The sequence below is a fragment of the Bacillus sp. BD48 genome (assembly GCF_046566805.1).
GTDB classification, from domain to species: domain Bacteria; phylum Bacillota; class Bacilli; order Bacillales; family Bacillaceae; genus Bacillus; species Bacillus safensis.
Map to the genome: position 1 here is coordinate 426,070 of NZ_JANGFM010000002.1, position 20,948 is coordinate 447,017.

The window sequence follows — 20,948 nt, forward strand, 5'->3', positions numbered from 1 at the left end:
ATTAAGGCCGGGCTGAGATTGAGGAAGAAGCAGGTAGGTTTTTTTCTCTCAGCTGCTGAATATCCTTCCGAATAAGAAGTGATATGATAAAAGCGATGAAAAATAAACCAGAGAACACCATAAGACTTTGTGTGTAATTACCTGTTATATCTCGGATGAAGGATGAAAATAGAGGTCCTGCTAAACCAGCAGCGGCCCAAGCAGTCAAAATATAACCGTGTATGGCACCAAGCTGCTTTGTACCAAACAAATCCCCAATATAGGCTGGAATTGAAGCAAATCCTCCTCCATAGCACGTATAAATGATCGCCATGACGATTGAAAAGATGAGTGGTTCTTTTAAATAGGGGAGTAAAGGAAATGCAATGAGCTGGATACTGAAAAAAATCGTATACGTATTCGGCCTTCCTATATAATCTGAGAACGATGCCCAGCCAATCCGTCCTAAACCATTAAAAGCACCTAAAATGCCAACAAGAGTAGCTGCAGCACCTGCAGTGAACCCAACACTTTCTTGAGCAAGAGGTGACGCTACTGAAATAATAGCAATTCCGCATGTGATATTAATAAAAAGCATAAGCCACAAATAATAAAAACGTCTTGTTTTGATCGCTTCATTTGCTGTAAGCTGTGATAAATCTTGTGGGATTTTTCTTTGCTTTGTTTTGAATACGTCAAATTGTTTGACGTCATCAGGTGTTGGTGGAGATAAATAAAGAGATGAGATCACCATGATGATAAAATAGGAGATTCCAAGAATATAAAAAGTATTTGCGATATTTACTTTTTCAATGAGAAATTGAATAATTGGGCTGCAAATAAGAGAAGCAAACCCAAATCCCATAATAGCTAAACCTGTTGCAAGTCCTCTACGATCTGGAAACCATTTAACTAATGTTGATACAGGTGCAATATAGCCTACGCCTAAACCTATTCCAGCGAGAACACCATAAAATAAATAGAGAAGAGGCAGTGAGGACATGTGGACAGCAAATCCTGACCCAGTCATTCCGATGCCGAAAAAAATAGCTGAGAAGAGACCAGATGCTTTTGGACCATACCTTTCAACGAAATGTCCCATGAAAGCAGCAGATAAACCTAAAAATAAAATAGCAATACTGAAGGTCAGACTTATTTCTGTTAATGACCACTGAAAGGCTTCATGTAAAGGATTCGTAAAAACACTCCAAGCATAAACAGACCCAATAGATAAATGAATTCCTACAGCACTTGTTGCGATGAGCCAGCGATTTTTCGATTTGTTCATTTTGTTCCCCCCATATAAAGCAATCAAGAAGTTTGATAAGATAGAAATATGTTACATTTTTATGACTTTTTAAAATAATATCACAATTTGATTGGATCATATAACTAAATTTGCGTTGAAAGGAAGATCATACAATGAATTCTTCTGTTAAAACGAAACGAGTCATACACCAATACCGTGAAGGCCAAATTACCTGCAAAACTGATGAAATTGTAGAAGAATTTCCTTTAACTGTGATGGTGAATGGAGAAGAATTTGTGACACTTGTTTGTTCACCAGAACATCTGAAAGAATTGGTTATCGGCTTTTTGGCTTCAGAAGGGGTCATTCGATTTGAAAATGAGATTAAAAGGTTTACAATAGATGAAAGTATGGGTTTTGCCTATGTTGATTTAGTTCACTCAAGTGAATTTCATTCATCAGATTTTACAAAGCGAGTAATTGGTTCATGCTGCGGGAAAGGAAGACACTTTTATTTTCTGCAAGATGTGAAGACGGCAAAAACAGCCATTGATCGAATCAGTATTTCTGCTGAAACCTGTATACATCTCATGAAGTGTTTGCAAGAAGAAAGCCAATTATTTCAACATACTGGTGGAGTGCATAATGCTGGACTGTGTGATACCGAAAAGCTATTCATCACTAGAACTGATATAGGAAGACATAATGCTTTAGATAAAATTTATGGATATTGTTTACTTCAGAGAATTCCACTAAGAGATAAAATCCTTGTGTTTAGCGGCCGGATATCGTCGGAAGTTCTATTGAAGGCAGCAAAACTAGGAGTATCTATTGTCATTTCAAAATCAGCACCTACTGAGCTAGCGCTTAAAATGGCAGAAGAATTAAATATTACGACAGTTGGGTTCGTCAGAGGAAAGTCCTTTAATATCTACACTCATCCTCAGCGTATTACAGAATAGGAGGCAAAGTATGGTCAGTATTTTGGATAAAAGACATCGACCATTGCGCGATTTAAGAATATCAGTCACGGATCGCTGTAACTTTAGATGTACGTACTGTATGCCTGCTGAAATTTTTGGACCAGATTATCCTTTCTTGAAAAAAGAAGAACTACTTAGTTTCGAAGAAATTGAACGACTTGCTACCCTTTTTGTAAAGAACCTAGGTGTGGTAAAAATTCGCATCACGGGCGGGGAACCTTTAATGCGGAAGGATCTGCCTGTCTTAATAGAAAAGCTCGCAAAAATTCCAGGGATTGAAGACATTGCGATGACAACCAATGGAACGCTTTTACCGTTATATGCTGATCAGTTAAAGAAAGCTGGTCTTAATAGAGTTACCATTAGTTTGGATTCATTAAATCCTGACCGTTTTAAGCAAATGAATGGAAGGCATATTTCTATCCAAAAAGTGTTTGATGGCATTGAGGCTGCAAAAAAGGCTGGCCTTGCTATCAAGATTAATATGGTTGTTCAAAAAGGTGTGAATGATCAGGATGTCTTACCAATGGCAGCTTACTTTAAAAAAGAAGGACACGTTCTCAGGTTTATTGAATTTATGGATGTCGGTAATACGAATAAATGGAATCTAGAACATGTCATGACAAAGAAAGACATAATTGAATTAATTAATTCAACATATCCTATCAAACCAGAACCTCCTCAATATACAGGTGAAGTTGCCAACCGTTTTTTTTACAAAGATGGTTCAGGAGAGATTGGCATTATTTCTTCGGTTTCAGATGCTTTTTGTGGAACCTGTAACAGAGCAAGGCTGTCTGCACGCGGGGAATTGTTTACATGTCTGTTTGCATCATCGGGTTTTGATCTGAAACAGATGATTCGTACGACAAAAGATAATGAAGAATTAACGAATAGGTTAAAGGAATTATGGTCGAATAGACATGATCAATATTCAGCCGAGAGAGAGCAGAAAAAAGATCAGAAAAAGGTTGAGATGTCATACATCGGTGGTTGATGACAATAAAGTATCATGATCGTGTATTTTTGAAAAGAAGAGAAAATGTCATAATCGTTGATGAAAATCCTTTTCCGAAAACAGGTCATTTTATCTTATGAACTCAGTCATTATAAAAAACCAGCAGAGATTCTGCTGGTTTTTAAATTGCTATTTTGCACCTCAAAAAGATTGAGATAAGATTGGAAAATAGATTTTTCATCATTGTGTGCGGCTTTACTTTTACGAGTGCTGTGATAAGATCAAATCATTCTTTACCAGCTCGATTTTTTTACCCCGGGGATATGACCCTTATAGGCATGCTCACGAAAAGCAATCCTAGACATTTTAAATTTTCGTAAATAACCTCTAGGACGGCCTGTTAATTCACAGCGGTTTTTTAAACGGGTAGGGGAAGAGTCTCTAGGTAATTTTCGTAAAGCTTCATAGTCACCTTTTTCTTTTAACTCTTTCCTTAATTCTGCATATTTCAATACAAGCTGCTGTCGTTTTTTTTCTTTAGCAATCTTAGATTTCTTTGCCAATTAAAACCCTCCTGGCCTAATTTTGTATTTTCCATTGAAAGGGGTCCTCAAATGTAGTCCAATCTTGATCAAATTCCTCAGGTGTGAGCAAGCATTGATCAAGAGTACGAATGATTTCTGATTTAGGCAAATCTACACCGATAAACACAAGTTTTGTATGGCGATCACCAAACTCTGCGTCCCACTCATCTAGAAGCTCTGGTTCCTGATTTAATATCCGTGCTTTTTCTTGCTCAGGCAAAGCAGCAATCCAGTATGCAATTGGTTCAATCGCAACAGATTTCCCAGCTTGTGAAATTAAAATGGTTAAATCATGATGTGTGGCAAGCCATGTAAAACCTTTCGCACGAACGATCTGCTCAGGCATTTGATCTAACCAAGTATTCAGTCTGCCAGTATGAAAAGGGAGTCTTCTTTCGTAAACAAAAGATGAAATTTGGTATTCCTCTGTTTCCGGCGTATGCTGAGCATGTCCTGCGTTGATCTCTTTGATCCATCCAGCAGAAGCACTTGATTTTTCAAAGTCGAATAAACCAGTATTCAAAATGTCATCTGGCTGTACTTTACCTTTGGAGGTTCTGATGATAGATGCCTCTGGTTGTAGTTTGTTCAGCACATGCTCAAGTCGATCTAATTCTGAGGGTGAGACTAGATCACATTTATTGATAATGAGCACGTCACAAAATTCAATTTGATCAATGAGTAAATCTGAAATTTCTCGTTCGTCGTCATCGGAAACCGCTTCTTTACGATCTAATAAACTCTCTCCTGACTGGAAATCAGTCCAGAAACGATTTGCATCTACTACTGTGACCATCGTATCTAGCCGGCAAAAGCGGGTCAAATCTATGCCCATTTCTTTATCAATATAAGAAAACGTTTGAGCGACGGGAATTGGTTCACTAATACCGGTTGATTCAATGACAATATAATCGATATTACCCGCCTTACAAAGGCGTTCTACTTCGATTAACAAGTCTTCTCTCAATGTGCAGCAAATACAACCGTTAGATAATTCAACTAGTTTCTCATCTGATCGAGAAAGCTCGCCGCCTTGTTTGACTAGTTCTGCATCAATATTAATTTCGCTCATGTCATTGACGATCACAGCCACTTTTAATCCTTTGCGATTTTGAAGAACATGATTTAATATCGTTGTTTTTCCTGCTCCTAAAAAGCCGCTTAATACTGTAACAGGTATACGCTTATTCATTTGTTTTTGTCCTTTTGAAAACGATCATTTTGTTTTCCGCCTCACTTAAAAAGTAATCATTACGATTTATAACCTAAAAAATTTATTTTGTTTCTCTATGAAGGGTGTATTTCTTTAATCGAGGAGAATATTTTTTTAACTCCAATCGGTCAGGATTTGTTCTTTTATTTTTTGTTGTGATATAGTTTCTGTCACCTGTTTCAGTACAGGCCAAGGTAATTTTCACGCGCATAAGTAATATGATCCTCCTTTAATTCGTAATAGTTACGATTTGTATTTTAAAATGATCAAGACTGAATGTCAAGCATAGGAGAATAACCAAAGCCAAATGATAAACAAAAGGGGTATCGAACGACCATTGATACCCCTCTCCATTAATAAAAGTCACCGAGTTCTTGTTCGTAATCACCTTCATACTGCTGAACATCATAAGGAATTTCTTGGAGGAAGGCTAACCCGCCTAATATAAGAATCAAAACGATGGCAATGAATGAAAGAATAACTGCGGCAATACTTGAAATGGCAAATAGTGTCTGCATTTTCATCATCTTAGCATATTGCTCTAATAATTCTTCGTAAGAAGTATCAGGAGCCTGAATCAAGTGTTCAGCTGCTTTTACAGATTTTTGTACATGGATTCCCATCATAATGAGGAAGACGCCAAGGGCTGCAGGAAGAACAAGCCAAAAACCAATAAGAATAGCCAGACCGCCTGAAATATAGAGAAAGATACTACCAACCTTTCCCCACTTTACGATTGAATGAAGAGATTGAATAATTTTCTCAGTTTGTTGCAATGGTGTTCACTCCTTTATGTATTCACTCTTTATCATACTTGAGTAAGTAGTGCTTTAGGAAGAGTGAATGTTGATTGATTCAATTGTTTCTCTCTTCACTTCACTTTTTACAGCTGTTACTTGCGTCATAAAAAGCGTCTCTTTTTTAGGGAGACGCTCGTTTTATAATTCTTTTCCTAGGATATCTAAATCGTATCTGCTGCCGTCCATTTCTGCAATGCGTGGCAGGTGGCCCCATGTCTCAAAGCCGTGCTTTTTAAACAGTCGAATGCTGGCTTCGTTGTGCCCGAAAATAAAGGCAAGTAACGTTCGAATGCCTAATGATGGTGCTAACTCAATGGCTTCTTGTAAGAAAAGTGAGCCTAAGCCTTTTCCTCGATAGTCTTGGTTCAAATAGATGCTCATTTCAACGGTCCCGTTGTATGCAGGTCTTCCGTAAAACGTTTCAAAGCTCAGCCAGCCGTAGATATTTCCATCCTCATCTGTTTTCACATAGAGAGGTCTTTTGTCGGAATGATTCAAAAACCATTGCCGGCGGTCTTCGACAGAAACAGGTTCTGTATCAGCGGTCACTTCTCTAGAAGCAATGGTTGAATTGTAGATATCAACAATTGCTTTGAGGTCATCTTCTGTTGCTATCCGGTTGAAAGTTTTCACAATTAAGTCCCCCATCTTTTTCATTTATCATACATATTATTGATGCGATTGCGCAAAATAAAAAGAAAAATGATTTCGCGTGTATATATTTTTTGAAAAGTGTTCAGAATGTTGCTGAGGTGATGAAAAATGAGAGAGGAAGAAAAGAAACGTACTTCCAAAATCACGAAAGTTCAGCAATTTTTCCGTAAGCGCTGGGTATTCCCTGCTATTTACTTGGTCAGCGCAGCGGTCGTGTTAACAGCCGTTCTTTGGTATCAAGCGGTATCAAAAGATGTGAAAGACCAACTATCTGATGGAAATCAAACAGGGCAAGAACAGCGTGATGATGCCGTTGAAGTTGGAAAGCCGATTGAAAATGTTGCAATGCCGGTCAAGAATTCTGATAATGTTTCTGTCGTGAAAAAGTTCTATGAAGCAGATGCTGATCAAAAAGAAAAAGAAGCAGCACTTGTAAACTATAATAACACCTATACCTTGAGCAAAGGTATTGATCTTGCAGATAAAGATGGCAAAGTGTTTGATGTCACAGCTGCTCTTAGTGGAACAGTGGTTCAAGCGAAAAAAGATCCAGTTCTCGGTCACGTTGTTGAAATTGAACATGAAGATGGATTGTCGACTGTTTATCAATCGTTGTCACAAGTGAGTGTCAAAGAAGGCGATGAAGTGAAGCAGAATGATGTCATTGGTGCTTCTGGTAAAAATCTATATGGTGCTGAAAGCGGCAACCATGTGCATTTTGAAATTCGTATGGAAGGTTTAGCGCTTAATCCGCTTAGCTTCATTGACAAGCCTGTTTCTACGATTGAAAAAGCAGCGCAAGAAGTGACGGAACAAGCAAAAGAACCTGCTCAGCCAAAGACTGAGGAAAAAACGAAGGAACCTGCTGCTGAAGATAAGGCTAAAGAGCCAGCTGGAGAAAAATCTGAAGAAAAGTCTGATGAGAAGGGGAAATCCTCTGATCAAGAGAAATCTTCTGATTCCTCTAAAGACAGCAGTCAGTCAGAAGAAACAAAACAATCTTAATGTCCTACAAGATCCTCTGTGTATGTGAATATGCAGAGGTTTTTTTCTGCTCAAAAAGATCCTCCGCCACTCGGCGGAGGATAAACTATAGGGCGGCAGGTCCTTCTTCACCTGTCCGAATGTTAATTGTATTCTCTATCTCATATATAAAAATTTTCCCATCCCCTGGTTCGCCTGTACGAAGTACCTTTTGAGCTGTTTCAACGACCTGTTCGACAGGTACTTTGCTTAGGACGATTTCAATCTTTAATCGTTCGTACACGTTGCTTTCCTTTTTGACGCCGCGGTATAGCTCTGTATGTCCCTTTTGTAAGCCGCAGCCGTGTACATTTGAAAAGGTAATCGAGGTGACACCAATTTTTCCAAGCTCCACCTTTAATGTTTCAAAATTAGCTGGACGTGTGACAATCTCCACTTTATACATTTTGCTCATAGAGACACCCCTTTTTCTTTAATCTTGATAAGCTTTTTCACCGTGCATGGTTAAATCAAGACCCACTGATTCTTCTTCTTCGGTTGCACGAATTTTGAAGAAGACATTGACCACTTTGATGATCACGTATGTCACAACGGCAACAAAAGCGTACGTGGCAACAATCGCGACCACTTGCTTCCAAAGTAAGCTGGGATCTCCGTAAAATAAGCCATTGGCTCCGCCGTCATTGACAGAGGTTGTGGCGAAAAGTCCTGTTGCAATTCCTCCCCAAGTACCGCCAATTCCGTGAAGGCCGAATGCGTCCAGTGCGTCATCATAGCCAAATTTGGCTTTGAGTGAGAAGACTCCCCAGAAACAGACAACCCCGCCAATGATTCCTATGATAATAGAAGCAAACGGTGTAACAAAGCCTGCGGCGGGTGTAATGGCGACAAGACCTGCGATGGCTCCAGAGATCGCGCCGAGCATGGTCGGTTTTTTGTTGATCATCCACTCTACTAACAGCCATCCGATGATGCCTGCAGCAGCAGCTGTATTGGTGTTAATAAAGGCATACATGGCCACGCTGTCTAAAGTAAGAGCACTACCTACGTTAAAACCAAACCAGCCAAACCAGATGACAGCTCCGCCGAGAAGGGTGTAGATCAAGTTGTGCGGAGAAGAGCTTGCTGCTTCTTTACGCTTTCCGAGCACAATCGCCACGACAAGACCCGCAACACCGGACGAGATGTGAACCACGTTTCCGCCAGCGAAGTCGAGCGCACCCATCTCGCCAATCCAACCGCCGCCCCATACCCAGTGTGCGACTGGAGCGTATACAAATGTGACCCAAAGGAGTGTAAATACAACGACTGCTGAGTAGCGAATCCGTTCAGCAAAGGCACCTGAAATGATGGCTGTTGTTAAGACGGCAAAGGTCATTTGGAACATCATGAACAATGAATGTGGAATCGTATCACTATAGGAACCAGGCTCAAAGCCTACGCCTTTCAGGCCCACCCAGTCTAAGCCTCCGATCCACGCATTGCCTGGTGCAAATGCCAAGGAATAACCGAATACGATCCATACGATTGAAACGATCGCTAGTGATGTTAAGCTGTGCATGGTCGTGCTTAACACGTTTTTACTTCTCACGAGTCCTCCGTAGAATAAAGCTAAACCCGGTGTCATTAACCACACGAGTAGTGCGCAGAAGAACATAAATACTGTATCACCCATTTGCATGCTGCATTCCCCCGAATCATTCAGAATTAATTGTTTTCTTAATTCTTCATTATAGAGAGAAAAGTCATATATAACATATACATGTAAGTTTATCTGACATGGTTTTTTGGTTATGTTCAATATAAATGGATGAAAAGTTCGTAAAAAATGAGCAAAAACGTACGTTAAGCACTAAAAATGAAGGGCGTTTGACCTATAAAATGGAGCTTAGAAACAGTTTTGTACGTTCCTCCCTAGGAGAATCAAACAATTCCGATGGGATGCCTTCTTCGACGATGCGGCCCTCATGCATGTAGACGACACGATCGGCAACTTCTTTCGCAAAGCCCATTTCATGTGTGACAATGACCATGGTCATGCCTTCTTTTGCGAGGCTTTTCATCGTTTGCAGCACCTCACCTACAAGCTCTGGATCAAGGGCAGACGTAGGTTCGTCAAATAACATGACATCAGGCTTCATGGCAAGAGATCTGGCTATAGCGACACGCTGTTTTTGACCGCCTGATAGTTTAGAAGGATATACGTTGGCTTTATCCGCAAGCCCGACTTTTTCTAACAAGGCGCTGGCTTCAGCGATGGCTTGCGCTTTCTTTGTTTTTTTCACCATGACAGGTGCTTCGATGATATTTTCAAGAACCGTTTTGTGCGGGAAAAGATTAAAATGCTGAAACACCATTCCTATTTTTTGTCTCATTTCGTTTAATTGATTGCGCTTTGGATGAACAGGGCTGCCATCGATGATGATATCTCCATCATTTTTTATTTCTAAAAAGTTCATACAGCGGAGCAAGGTGCTTTTTCCAGAACCGCTTGCACCAATTAAGACGACCACATCATTTTCATAGACGGTGAGATCGATATCTTTTAAAACATGAAGCTCTCCAAAGTATTTATTGAGTTTTTCAACACGAATGACTTCCTTTGATTCTGTCATGCTTCTCCTCCTATTGGTCACTGGCTGATAGTTTCTTCTCAAAGGTTTGGACAGCGAATGTTAACAGCAGGACAAGAACTAAGTAATAGACGGCGACAACAAGTAAATACGTCATATTGTCAAAGCTGTTGGAGCCTTGCGTGGTGGCGACGTTAAATAGTTCATTGACACTGATAAAGGCGGCGAGTGATGAGTCTTTTAAGCCGATAATGAACTGGTTGCCAAGAGGGGGGAGGGCACGCCGCATCGCTTGCGGGAGAATGATGCGCCTCATTGTTAAAAAACGACCCATGCCAAGAGAGCGTCCTGCCTCTTTTTGCCCCTGATCGATGGATTGGATGGCGCCTCTAAATATTTCGGCTATATAGGCGCCATTATGAAAGGCGAGCGCAATGGAAGCAGCCCAGAAGTCGGGTATATTCAATTCTGTGAGGCCGAAATATAGGATGAAAATTTGAACAATAAGTGGTGTTCCGCGCACAAGAAAGATATAGGCATTGGCGATATAACCGAAAACGGCTACGCGGGATATTTTCAATAAAGCAAAGAAGAGCCCGATGAACATACCGATGAAGATGCTGATCACCGTCAGCTGTAAGGTGATCAGCATTCCTTCTAAGAAAATTCCTTTAGAATCAATCAGCGTCTGAAAAAAGTGTGATAGGGTAGGCAAAACAATCATCTCCATTTGAAGAAAGTGCGCCTATAAAAAGGGCGCACAATCGTGGTTTTAATCTTGTTTGACCGTGATGTCTTCATCAAAGTACTTTTCGCTAATTTGTTTTAATGTTCCGTCTTTTTTTAGTGCATCAATCGCATCGTTGATCTCTTCAATGAGCTGTTCATTTTCTTTTGATACAGCAATTGCCTGCTCACTTTGTCCGAGTCTTTCCTGCGCTACGATTTTTAATTTTTTCTTCATGGCTTCTGCACCTGTGGCGAAATCTGTCACGACTGCATCATGTTTTCCGTTGGCTAGTGCTTCTAAGGCGACTACATCACTATCATAATATTTTGGTTCTTGCCCGCTATGTTCCTTTGCAATATCAGCGTAGGACGATCCTTTTGATACAGCAATTTCTTTGTCTTTTAAGTCATCAGCATGTTGAATGTCTGCTCCAGGTCTTGTGAAAATTTGCGGACCAGAGTAGTAATAGGGCTTAGAAAAAAGGACGTGTTTTTTTCGTTCCTCATTGATGGTATGACTTGCAACTGCCGCATCAAATTTGCCTGCTTTCACGCCTTCGACGATGCCTGCGAATTTATATTTTTTCTGTATAGGTTCGAGACCTAGTTTGTCGCTAATCGCATTGCCAACGTCGATATCAAAGCCAGACATCTGATTTCCATCCATGTAACTAAACGGATGAAATTCACCTGATGCTGCAAAAATAAACTTTCCATCCTCCAAAATTGGCGACCCTTTCGCTGTAGAATTACGTTTATCTCCGTTCCCATTTGTTTCATTTGAACCACACGAAGACAGAAGTAATACTGCAACCGAGAAAAGGGCTGGGACCCAAAACCGTCTTTTTTTAATAATAAGCTTCTCCTCCTTTTCAGCCGTTCTCCATATAAGGGGAAAGTAGGCTTTTAAATATGTGTAGCATCTTACCATTTGTTCCTCATATTCTCAATTTTATATGTGTTTTTCCAACATCGTCCTTTTTAGAATGTATGTCTTGCTTTTCTAAGAGAGAACTTGAATTGATTAGGGTAAAAAAGGGAAATGAATCTCATAATAACGAAAGGATTTGAAAAAAACATGACTGATCACAAAAGGAGGTCACTGTATGAACAAGTGGAAAGACAATCGAAAAGTTTTTTTAACCGCTATTGCCTTTGGAACGATGTTGAATCCGCTGAATTCATCAATGATTTCTTTGGCCTTGCATCAAATTCAGCATGAATTCGGTTTGTCATTTACGACCGTATCTTGGCTTATTTCTTCTTTTTATTTAGCCAGTGCAGTGACGCAGCCGGTGAGCGGCCGGATTGGGGATCATGTCATGAGCCGGAGAACCTTGTTTTTATTCGGTCTGGTTCTTGTCGCAGTCTCAGCCATCTGCGCGCCGTTTGCCCCGACGTTTGCAGTGCTGATTGTGATCCGTCTGTTACAGGCGATTGGAAGCAGTGCCATTTATCCTTCTGGTGTCGGACTCATTCGGGATCATATTCAAGAAAAACAGGCTTCGGCGTTAGCGGTATTATCCATTTTTGCTTCAGCGATGACGGCGCTTGGACCGACGCTTGGCGGATTTCTGATAACCATTGGCGGCTGGCCGGCCATCTTTTTAGTGAATCTGCCGTTTATTTTGATCAGTTTCTTTCTCGGCCTATTGTTGTTTCCGAAGGAGCAGAAGAAGAGAAAGCTGCGCATAGGCGAAACCGTGCGAAAGCTCGATTTGCCAGGGATGCTTCTTTTTACCGTTTGCATTGTTCTCCTGCTTTCATTTTTATTATCACTGAGTGATGGCATTCAATATGTTCAAGGCATTCTTTGTCTCCTGAGTGCAGGCGCTTTTATCTGGTGGGAGTATCAGGTGGATGAACCGTTTATTCAAATACGGATGTTCAGGGAGGAGCAGCGGCTGTCACTTGTGTATGTGCAATTTATCATCTTAAATATCTTTTTCTATTGTCTCTTTTTTGGTTTGCCGAGTTATTTCCAGGATGAGTTAGGCTGGCGTGTGGAGATGACGGGTCTTTTTATGCTGTGTATGTCAGGGATGAGCATTATTGTGTCACCGCTGACTGGAAAATGGGTGGATCGCGGGGATGAACGCCATCCAGTTTTAGCGAGTGCTGTATTGATGCTGGCTGGAGCGTCTGCCATGACTTTCTTTTTTATTCCTGCGCCATTATGGGGAAAAGGATTGGTTCTGGCGCTGCTTGGGCTCAGTTATGGGATTGGGAATGTTGCGCTTCAAGCTGCGATGCTCAAGGCAAGTCCTCAGCAAATGATTGGCACGTCCTCTGGACTTTTTCAAACATGCCGCTACCTTGGTTCTATTCTGTCGTCTGCTGTGCTTGGTATGTTGTTTGGGGATGAAATAGCCGGTGCTCATTTTGCGCAATTAGGCTGGACGTTGATCATCATTTCTCTTATTGGCATTGGTGTCAGTCTATATTTTTCAAATATGGTCAGAGGGAGACAGCCAATAAAAAAAGCGGCGCGATAAGTGGAAGGAGAATCTTCATCACGTTATCGCAAGGCCGCTTAAGAATTGGGCAGGTCTGATCCCTGATCCTTTGTCTTTCTTCTGAAAATTTTCCCTACAATTGTCTCGTAAAATGTCACGATACGATCAATAGGAGAGTCAAAGAACTTCCATAATTTATTCATGATAAAGACAACCACAATCGATACGACCAAGCTGCCTAAAACATCAAATGGATAATGATGACCGACCCAGATGCGGGAGAATCCTGTGAGTAATCCAAAGACGAGCAAGATGTTGCCGAGCTTTTTATTACGGGATCGAATGGCTAATGAAAGAGCCAGTGCACCTGTTGTATGGTCACTTGGGAAGGAAGCGTCTGCTGAGTGCGGGATGAGTGTGTCGACTTTATGCGCCACAAACGGCCGCTCTTCATAATAAAACAGTGTAATGGCAAAATTGACGATAAGTGCTGCAATGCCTGTTACACCGGAAAAGAAGACAAGCTTCTTAAATTTGTGATTCCCTAAAATCCAGCAAATCAATAAGACAAGGGCGTAAATAAGAATGGCCTTGTCCGTAATGAATATCATGGCCTGATCTAAAAACTCAGAATGGTGAGCCATCCCGTGTATGACTTTAAACAATTCGTAATTCAAAACATCACCTATACTTTCGCTTAATGCCAACTATTTTTCAAATTAGCCTGTATGCTCTATTTGAAATATCCTATATTTTAGCATGTTTCCGGCGAAGTTTAAAATAGTATCCTTTTCCTTTTATTCTGAAAGGGAGACCTTTTGAGCTTTTGCTTCCTGAGGTTTTCGTTCGCTCCAATAAAAAACGCCCATACTCAGCAAGACAACAAAGCCTGCAATGAGGTACACATTTGAAAAGTCTGTGAAGCTGACAAGGAGTCCAAAGACAAATGAGCCAGCAGCAATACCTGTATCATACAGAGTGAAGAAAGTAGCCGTTGCATACCCCGTACGGTGAGCTGGTGAGTGCTGAATCGCAAGTGTTTGTAAACATGGCACAAGCGAACCGTAGCCAAGTCCAATCACAGCACCTGATAGAAGAAGCATTGTGGCTGAATGTGTCGCTGTCAGCATCCATAAACCAATGGCAAAAAGGGCAATCGAAGGATAGATCACAACGTGAGCTCCAACTCGGTCAAAAAGTCTGCCTGTAAATGGACGTGATCCAAGCATTGCAGCCGCAAACACAATGAAGAAATAACTGCTTGCACCCATCAAGTGGAGTGAATTGGCATATACTGAAATAAATGAAATGATCGGCGAATAACAGAAAGAAATAATAATACCGACGGCCGCTGTTTTTAATGCGCCTTTTTCAAACAGGTGAGAAAACGTGAATCGGAAGACGATGCTTCCGCCGTTTTCAGGCTCTGGCTGTCTAATTAGCATCGTAAAAGCGGCTCCGATGGTCACGATAATGGAAAAGAGAAGAAATAAGGAATGGAATCCTATTTTTCCTACTTGGTTCAGTGCGATAAACGGACCGATGACAACAGCGAGGTTCATGGACATCACAAAGTATCCGAGTCCTTCCCCGCGTTTATGTTTCGGGATCATATCAGCCGCAATGGCACTGGCGACTGTCGTCAAAATACTAAAAAAGATCCCTTGTACGAAACGCAGCATAAGAAGCGTTTGGAATTGATCAATCGGGATGTATAAATAAGTGAGTAAGGCAAAGGCCGTAGAAGAGAAAACCGCCATCCGTTTTTTGCCGAATTTCTCAATAATGGCGCCAGAAAACGGTCTTGTCACAATAGCAGACAATAAGAAGACCGTCACAAGGAGACCGCCCTGTGATTCTGTTCCATTTAGTTCATTCATTGTGTAAATGGGCAGTAATGTCAAAAGGGCATAAAAAGAGGTGAACGTAAATAGATTCACCAGGACAATCATGATAAAGTCTTTTGTCCATATGCGTTCGTTCATGGTGTATGTCACTTCCTATTCAGTTGATAATTTGTGTAAAAGTGTATGGAGGAGTTGTTTTTCTTCGTAGGTAAAATCTGAAAGACATTCTTTTTCAAATTGTTCCATCGTGCGTTTGATTTCTTCAAATCGGGCTTTTGCATCATCTGTCATCACGATCAGATTCTCACGTTTGTCTTTTCCTTGTACACGTTTCACCCAGCCGTTTGCTTCTAAACGGGTGACGGTTCTGGTGATGGTCGGTGCTTCGACGTTCAAATATGTCCAGATGTCTTTTTGGGTTTTCGGGCCGAATGTATCCAAACAAAAAAGCACAGTCCACTGGGACATGTACAAGTCATAAGCAGCAAGCGCTTCGTTCGCCTTTTTAGACAGCAGCCGTGCGCCTTGATGTATTTGATGTAAACACTCTCTATTTAACGTATCCATATGCTCACCTTTTTTAAATATTTAGCTAGGTAAATAAATTCACCTTTTCTATTTTACGTGCTGAATCCTTTCTTGTAAAGTGAAAATTTTCGCGCCCCGAAATGATTTTTTGTTTTGCCTTTTCTGATAAATCCCTTGTCCCATCTTCATTTTTAGCATATTCCCTATTCAATGCTAATACACTGTTACAAACCTGACAAAGAGAGTGTTTGAGGTGAGGGATCGTGTTTGGCATTTACTACCTAATGGATGAGAAATTACGACGAACAAGCGCCGCTCAAAATGGATAATCTTCATACGGATCTCATTTCACACTTCTCACATCCATTTTAGGGAGGTCGAGTGGTGTGCACGATTACATCAAAGAGCGAACAATCAAGATAGGAAAGTATATCGTGGAGACAAAGAAAACCGTTCGTGTTATTGCGAAAGAATTTGGAGTCTCTAAAAGTACTGTACACAAGGATCTAACAGAAAGACTGCCAGAAATTAATCCAGATCTGGCTAATGAAGTGAAGGAGATACTGGATTATCATAAATCAATCCGCCACTTGCGAGGAGGAGAAGCCACCAAGTTAAAGTATAAAAAAGAAGAAATTTTAGAAGGCGAGCCTGTGAAACAGTAAGCTTAGTTCTTTGTTCATAAACATGATATATATATCTTCCTCATATCGGTAGTTTCTAACCACAAATTTTGTAAAGACTTTTGTAAAGAAATATCTTTTTTTCTGCAAATTATGATAGAATATATAATTAGGGCAGAATGTGGTATTTGCTATGGAAACAGATTTTCAAGGAGGATATATATAGATGTTTGCTAGGGATATTGGAATTGATCTTGGTACTGCAAATGTACTGATTCATGTCAAAGGAAAAGGAATTGTGTTAAATGAACCATCTGTTGTAGCTCTTGACAAAAACAGCGGGAAAGTTTTGGCTGTTGGAGAAGAGGCTAGACGTATGGTTGGACGTACGCCTGGGAATATTGTTGCGATTCGTCCATTAAAAGACGGCGTAATCGCTGATTTTGAAGTAACTGAAGCGATGCTCAAGCATTTTATTAACAAATTAAATGTAAAAGGGCTGTTCTCTAAGCCGCGTATGCTCATCTGCTGCCCGACAAACATTACATCTGTTGAGCAGAAGGCGATCAAAGAAGCTGCTGAAAAAAGCGGTGGTAAGCATGTATTTCTTGAAGAAGAGCCAAAAGTAGCAGCAATTGGTGCTGGTATGGATATTTTTCAGCCAAGTGGAAACATGGTCGTAGATATTGGAGGCGGAACGACAGATATCGCTGTCATCTCAATGGGTGACATTGTAACCGCCTCTTCTATTAAAATGGCTGGAGACAAATTTGATCTGGAAATTCTTAACTACATTAAAAAAGAGTACAAGCTGTTGATCGGTGAGCGCACGGCTGAGGATATTAAGATCCAAGTTGCAACGGTATTCCCAGACGCACGTCACGAAGAGATTTCGATTCGTGGACGAGACATGGTGACAGGATTACCAAGAACGATTACCGTCACAAGCAAAGAAGTAGAAGAAGCATTGCGTGAATCTGTATCTGCGATTGTTCAGGCTGCGAAGCAAGTTCTTGAGAGAACACCGCCTGAATTATCAGCTGATATTATCGATCGCGGCGTCATCATTACAGGTGGCGGAGCTCTTCTAAACGGGCTTGATCAATTGCTTGCAGAAGAGCTGAAAGTACCGGTTTTCGTTGCTGAAAATCCAATGGACTGTGTAGCAGTTGGTACTGGTGTGATGCTTGATAATATGGACAAGCTGCCAAAGCGTAAACTCAGCTAATGATTTCCCTCATTCTTTTTAGAAAGAATGGGGGATTTTTATTAAAGAACCCTGCTAATGAGCCGATATATTTCATAGAAGATTGTGTTTAGGTCATGTGAAAGAATTTGAATGAGGTGAGCACGTGTTAAAAGGACTATACACCGCAACATCTGCCATGATCGCTCAAGAGCGGCGGACAGAAATGCTTTCAAATAATATCGCAAATGCGAATACGCCAGGCTATAAAGCGGATGAAGGGGCAATGCGTGCATTTCCAGAAATGCTGCTGAGCCGAATGGAATCAGGACGTTTCCAAACTTCCTCAGGCAAAGGCTTTAGTGTTCCACTGCAATCGCCGATTGGCGGAATCAATACTGGGACATATATGCAGGAATTAATCCCTCAATTTACACAGGGAACTTTAAAAACAACAGATCAAACAACAGATGTAGCACTAGTTGAAAATAATGTGCCGATCAATCCGGAGACCAATCAGAAATCAGCGCTATTTTATGCGGTCAACACACCGGAAGGCGTTCGTTATACGAAAAGCAGCTCCATTACATTGAACGCACAAAATCAGTTGACGATTAATGGCCGCGCGCTTCTTTCTGTGACGGGTCAGCCGATTACGGTTCAGAGTGAGAATTTCAAAGTGAATGCAGATGGTACTGTGTCTGAAAATGGCCAAAATCTTGGTCAAATCGATGTACGTGTTGCGATGGATACAAGAAACCTAGCGCGTGAAGGAAATGATTTATACCGTACAGCTGATAACCAGCCCCTGCCAAGTGCAGTCAATAACGGTCAAATGTCCTATACGTTAAGCCAAGGCGTATCGGAGCTCTCGAACGTGGATGTGACGAAATCATATACAGATATGACAACTGCCTACCGAGCATTTGAAACAAATCAAAAAGTGGTTCAGGCGTATGATAAAAGCTTAGAAAAAGCAGTGAATGAAATTGGCAGAGTGTACTAATTAAGAAATGAAACAGAAAGGAGGATTCTCATGCTTAGAACGATGATAAACGCAGCTGTATCGATGAATGAAGTGCAAAAGCAGCTTGACATCATCAGCAACAACATCGCGAACAGTGAAACAACAGGGTACCGCGCGAAAAACACCCGTTTCTCAGAGCTGATCAGACAGCAGTTTAATCAGGTAGATGAAAAAAATGAGCAGGTGGCAAACAGTCGTCTGACACCTGCTGGGTTAAGGCTTGGAACGGGTACAATGGTCAATGCGTCCATTAACTCGCTGCAAGGCTCCATTAAAGAAACAGGACGTGATCTTGATGTTGCATTCGGAGCGCCGTCGCAGTATTTGCAGGTCAACGCCGGCGGTAATATCCGTTATACAAGAGATGGTTCACTTTACTTGCAGCCGGGCAATAATCGTAATCAAGTGCAGCTTGTCACGAGCGAAGGCTATCCGATTCTTGATGAAAACGGAAATGCGATCGTCTTAAATGCGAATTTCCGTGATATTTCAATCGATAAAAATGGACGGCTTACGGCGATTTCAAGAGATAATCAACCGAATCAGCAAGTGAATCTAGGCGTTGTACAAGTCAATAATTCATCAGCACTTGTCTCTGAAGGAGATAATTTGTTCTCGGTCGACGGAACCTATCAAGGTGCATTAACAGCGCTAAATGGAGCAAACCGAGAGGCGATTCAGCTTCAGCAAGGTGCACTGGAAACGTCAAATGTGGACATGTCGAAAGAATTAACAGACCTTATGACAACACAGCGTTCCTATCAGATGAACTCAAGAACGATCACGATGGGCGATCAAATGCTGGGATTAATTAATACAATTCGATAATCAGCAGGCTGGTATCAGCCTCTCATGATAAAAAAGGCGGCTCGCTCAAAGTCGCCCTTTTTTTTATAAAAATCTGAGACATCAGCAAGCAGATCCTCAAGATCAATCCAGGCTTCTTTTCGTTCAAGACATGTGACGAGCGTGGCGATCTGCTCATCTGCCTTTGGCGTTTGGCTGTAAAGAAGAGATAAGATCTGAAACTTCATTCTTAATATATCAAACTGGGAAGCAACAGCTTCTTTCAGCCCTTTTTGAATATACTTCATCCCTTCATCGGTTAAATTTTCTTTAAAGCAGGAACGCACAGTTTCGTATAGGCACGATACATAGGAGTGTGCTGACTTTCGGTATGCTGGGAGACGAAGCGCTTTTTTGAAGTATTCCAGCGCTTCCTTATGACGGTTTTGTCTCGACTGAATAAAGCCAGCGTCATAATAAACGATACCAAGCAGCTCTTGATCATCAATCTTTTTCACGTAATCAATAATCTCAATGAAAATATCTTCCGCTTCCTCATATTTTTTTTGATCGCTATAGTTAAGAGCGAGCACAATTTTACACCGATAGATGCTATGGATGTCTCCGTGCTTTGCAAAAATATCCATGGCTTTTTGAACATGACGAATCGATAACAATGAGTAACGGTTGTTATAATAAACACCGCTTGTACGGAAATGGAACTCTGCTTCCTCCAGCTCATCGTTAAGTAATGGCAATCGTTCCTCTGCCTTTTCGAGATAATGAATCGCATCATTTTGATCACTTTTTAAAGATTCATATAATCCGAGAAAGAAGTAAAAATAATATTGTAGTTCTTCGCTCATTTCATCTTTGTGGGGCAGCAGTTCATGTTTGAGTTTTTCTAAGTCCTCTGTCTGATTCATCCAGAGCTGATGACGAAAAAGCATCAGCTGATGATGGAGATAGAGCTCCTGTTTTTTTGATAATTTGCGTTTGTATTTTAATAGTGTCTTTTTGATTTCTTCAGCTTTCGAAAAATGTCGATGCTTTAGCATTGTATACCAGGAATGGAGAAGTTTTTTTATGGATTTATCGCTCATAAAATTCATTTTTACCCTCTTATTCAATCAATGATGTAATATATATTACCATATTTGTGAAAAAACAATGAGTGTAGTGTGGATTATATTTGATGACAATTGGCAATGGTAGATTCTATTTTTTACCATATTCGTAAGGCGAATATTGAAAAATGCCAGCATTCATAATATACTTCTATAGGAATCAAATGAAGATCAGCGATATAGAAAAGAAGGAGAGATCAAGATATGCTTGATGCTCAGCAAATTCAAGACATTATTCCACACCGTTATCCATTCTTATTGGTCGACCGTATTTTAGAGGTTGACGGAGAAAAAAGAGCGGTTGGAATTAAAAATGTCACAGTGAATGAAGAATTTTTTAATGGCCATTTCCCAGGATACCCAGTCATGCCGGGTGTGCTTATTGTAGAAGCACTCGCACAGGTTTTTGGTGTGATTATGTTAGGCAAGGAAGAAAACAAAGGGAAAATTGGTTTGTTTGCAGGAATTGACGGATGCCGCTTCAAAAGACAGGTCAAGCCTGGTGATCAGCTTCGTTTAGAGGTTGAAGTGACGCGTCTCCGCGGACCGGTTGCAAAAGGAAAAGCAGTAGCGTCAGTAGATGGCGAAGTTGCATGTGAAGCAGAACTGACATTTTCTATCGGTCCTAAAGTATCATGATTTTCCTGGCGGTTCATCAAGGA

General features: G+C 40.8%; 24 protein-coding genes. 9 read left to right on the forward strand and 15 right to left on the reverse strand.

Features of this window, described 5'->3' with window-relative positions:
* Position 1 precedes the first annotated feature (1 nt).
* The gene (locus tag ACLGGR_RS07165; protein WP_410972786.1) at positions 2–1,267 is read right to left on the reverse strand and encodes an L-lactate MFS transporter; all 1,266 of its coding nucleotides are present in this window, start codon (positions 1,265–1,267) and stop codon (positions 2–4) included.
* A 134-nt stretch (positions 1,268–1,401) separates the two neighbouring features.
* Between ACLGGR_RS07165 and fdhD the strand changes: the two genes are divergently transcribed.
* Positions 1,402–2,190, forward strand: a complete 789-nt coding sequence (fdhD, locus tag ACLGGR_RS07170; RefSeq protein WP_251216061.1) for a formate dehydrogenase accessory sulfurtransferase FdhD — start codon at positions 1,402–1,404, stop codon at positions 2,188–2,190.
* Between the two features lie 10 nt (positions 2,191–2,200).
* Positions 2,201–3,208: a GTP 3',8-cyclase MoaA gene (moaA, locus tag ACLGGR_RS07175; RefSeq protein WP_410972787.1), complete on the forward strand. Its 1,008-nt coding sequence runs from the start codon at positions 2,201–2,203 to the stop codon at positions 3,206–3,208.
* Positions 3,209–3,462: 254 nt separating this feature from the next.
* On the opposite strand, the gene rpsN is transcribed toward moaA, so the two are convergent.
* From rpsN to ACLGGR_RS07200, 5 genes are all read right to left on the reverse strand, one after another.
* Positions 3,463–3,732 (reverse strand): 30S ribosomal protein S14, encoded by a 270-nt coding sequence (gene rpsN / locus ACLGGR_RS07180; RefSeq protein ID WP_142945393.1) that lies wholly within the window; start codon positions 3,730–3,732, stop codon positions 3,463–3,465.
* A gap of 16 nt (positions 3,733–3,748) precedes the next feature.
* Positions 3,749–4,945, reverse strand: a complete 1,197-nt coding sequence (locus ACLGGR_RS07185; RefSeq protein WP_410972788.1) for a GTP-binding protein — start codon at positions 4,943–4,945, stop codon at positions 3,749–3,751.
* A gap of 82 nt (positions 4,946–5,027) precedes the next feature.
* The gene (rpmG, locus tag ACLGGR_RS07190; protein WP_003214771.1) at positions 5,028–5,177 is read right to left on the reverse strand and encodes a 50S ribosomal protein L33; all 150 of its coding nucleotides are present in this window, start codon (positions 5,175–5,177) and stop codon (positions 5,028–5,030) included.
* Positions 5,178–5,319: 142 nt separating this feature from the next.
* Complete coding sequence (locus ACLGGR_RS07195) at positions 5,320–5,742, reverse strand: DUF5362 family protein (protein WP_024426331.1); 423 nt, start codon at positions 5,740–5,742, stop codon at positions 5,320–5,322.
* 162 nt (positions 5,743–5,904) lie between these two features.
* A complete protein-coding gene (locus tag ACLGGR_RS07200; protein ID WP_251216057.1) occupies positions 5,905–6,414 on the reverse strand; it encodes a GNAT family N-acetyltransferase in 510 nt (169 codons plus the stop codon).
* A 114-nt stretch (positions 6,415–6,528) separates the two neighbouring features.
* On the opposite strand from ACLGGR_RS07200, the gene spoIIQ reads away from it, so the two are divergent.
* On the forward strand, positions 6,529–7,425 hold the full coding sequence (gene spoIIQ / locus ACLGGR_RS07205) for a stage II sporulation protein SpoIIQ (protein WP_048237629.1): 897 nt from the start codon (positions 6,529–6,531) through the stop codon (positions 7,423–7,425).
* An 85-nt stretch (positions 7,426–7,510) separates the two neighbouring features.
* On the opposite strand, the gene ACLGGR_RS07210 is transcribed toward spoIIQ, so the two are convergent.
* The 5 genes from ACLGGR_RS07210 to ACLGGR_RS07230 form a co-directional block, all read right to left on the reverse strand.
* Complete coding sequence (locus tag ACLGGR_RS07210; protein WP_007497589.1) at positions 7,511–7,858, reverse strand: P-II family nitrogen regulator; 348 nt, start codon at positions 7,856–7,858, stop codon at positions 7,511–7,513.
* 18 nt (positions 7,859–7,876) lie between these two features.
* Positions 7,877–9,085, reverse strand: coding sequence for an ammonium transporter (locus ACLGGR_RS07215; RefSeq protein WP_410972789.1), 1,209 nt, complete (start codon positions 9,083–9,085; stop codon positions 7,877–7,879).
* Positions 9,086–9,278: 193 nt separating this feature from the next.
* On the reverse strand, positions 9,279–10,019 hold the full coding sequence (locus tag ACLGGR_RS07220; RefSeq protein ID WP_410972790.1) for an amino acid ABC transporter ATP-binding protein: 741 nt from the start codon (positions 10,017–10,019) through the stop codon (positions 9,279–9,281).
* 10 nt (positions 10,020–10,029) lie between these two features.
* Positions 10,030–10,707, reverse strand: a complete 678-nt coding sequence (locus tag ACLGGR_RS07225; protein WP_080967770.1) for an amino acid ABC transporter permease — start codon at positions 10,705–10,707, stop codon at positions 10,030–10,032.
* 42 nt (positions 10,708–10,749) lie between these two features.
* Positions 10,750–11,637 carry a transporter substrate-binding domain-containing protein gene (locus ACLGGR_RS07230; protein WP_323648690.1) on the reverse strand — a complete coding sequence of 296 codons (888 nt, stop codon included), beginning with the start codon at positions 11,635–11,637 and terminating at the stop codon, positions 10,750–10,752.
* Between the two features lie 175 nt (positions 11,638–11,812).
* On the opposite strand from ACLGGR_RS07230, the gene ACLGGR_RS07235 reads away from it, so the two are divergent.
* Complete coding sequence (locus ACLGGR_RS07235) at positions 11,813–13,201, forward strand: MFS transporter (RefSeq protein WP_410972791.1); 1,389 nt, start codon at positions 11,813–11,815, stop codon at positions 13,199–13,201.
* Positions 13,202–13,239: 38 nt separating this feature from the next.
* On the opposite strand, the gene ACLGGR_RS07240 is transcribed toward ACLGGR_RS07235, so the two are convergent.
* The 3 genes from ACLGGR_RS07240 to ACLGGR_RS07250 form a co-directional block, all read right to left on the reverse strand.
* Positions 13,240–13,839 carry an undecaprenyl-diphosphatase gene (locus tag ACLGGR_RS07240; protein ID WP_410972792.1) on the reverse strand — a complete coding sequence of 200 codons (600 nt, stop codon included), beginning with the start codon at positions 13,837–13,839 and terminating at the stop codon, positions 13,240–13,242.
* Between the two features lie 120 nt (positions 13,840–13,959).
* Positions 13,960–15,147, reverse strand: a complete 1,188-nt coding sequence (locus ACLGGR_RS07245; RefSeq protein WP_142945385.1) for an MFS transporter — start codon at positions 15,145–15,147, stop codon at positions 13,960–13,962.
* Positions 15,148–15,162: 15 nt separating this feature from the next.
* Positions 15,163–15,576 (reverse strand): MarR family winged helix-turn-helix transcriptional regulator, encoded by a 414-nt coding sequence (locus ACLGGR_RS07250; RefSeq protein WP_410972793.1) that lies wholly within the window; start codon positions 15,574–15,576, stop codon positions 15,163–15,165.
* Positions 15,577–15,923: 347 nt separating this feature from the next.
* Between ACLGGR_RS07250 and spoIIID the strand changes: the two genes are divergently transcribed.
* The 4 genes from spoIIID (at position 15,924) to ACLGGR_RS07270 (ending at position 19,201) form a co-directional block, all read left to right on the forward strand.
* Positions 15,924–16,202, forward strand: a complete 279-nt coding sequence (gene spoIIID / locus ACLGGR_RS07255) for a sporulation transcriptional regulator SpoIIID (RefSeq protein WP_008343327.1) — start codon at positions 15,924–15,926, stop codon at positions 16,200–16,202.
* 184 nt (positions 16,203–16,386) lie between these two features.
* Entirely contained in the window at positions 16,387–17,388 is a 1,002-nt protein-coding gene (gene mbl / locus ACLGGR_RS07260) for a cell shape-determining protein Mbl (protein WP_007497573.1), read from the forward strand.
* A 124-nt stretch (positions 17,389–17,512) separates the two neighbouring features.
* Positions 17,513–18,352: a flagellar hook-basal body protein gene (locus tag ACLGGR_RS07265; protein WP_061110178.1), complete on the forward strand. Its 840-nt coding sequence runs from the start codon at positions 17,513–17,515 to the stop codon at positions 18,350–18,352.
* 30 nt (positions 18,353–18,382) lie between these two features.
* Positions 18,383–19,201 carry a flagellar hook-basal body protein gene (locus tag ACLGGR_RS07270; protein ID WP_034281197.1) on the forward strand — a complete coding sequence of 273 codons (819 nt, stop codon included), beginning with the start codon at positions 18,383–18,385 and terminating at the stop codon, positions 19,199–19,201.
* 14 nt (positions 19,202–19,215) lie between these two features.
* Here the strand turns inward: ACLGGR_RS07270 and ACLGGR_RS07275 are convergent, their stop codons facing one another.
* A complete protein-coding gene (locus tag ACLGGR_RS07275) occupies positions 19,216–20,271 on the reverse strand; it encodes a tetratricopeptide repeat protein (RefSeq protein WP_251216050.1) in 1,056 nt (351 codons plus the stop codon).
* Positions 20,272–20,490: 219 nt separating this feature from the next.
* On the opposite strand from ACLGGR_RS07275, the gene fabZ reads away from it, so the two are divergent.
* On the forward strand, positions 20,491–20,925 hold the full coding sequence (gene fabZ / locus ACLGGR_RS07280) for a 3-hydroxyacyl-ACP dehydratase FabZ (RefSeq protein ID WP_142945382.1): 435 nt from the start codon (positions 20,491–20,493) through the stop codon (positions 20,923–20,925).
* Positions 20,926–20,948 lie beyond the last annotated feature (23 nt).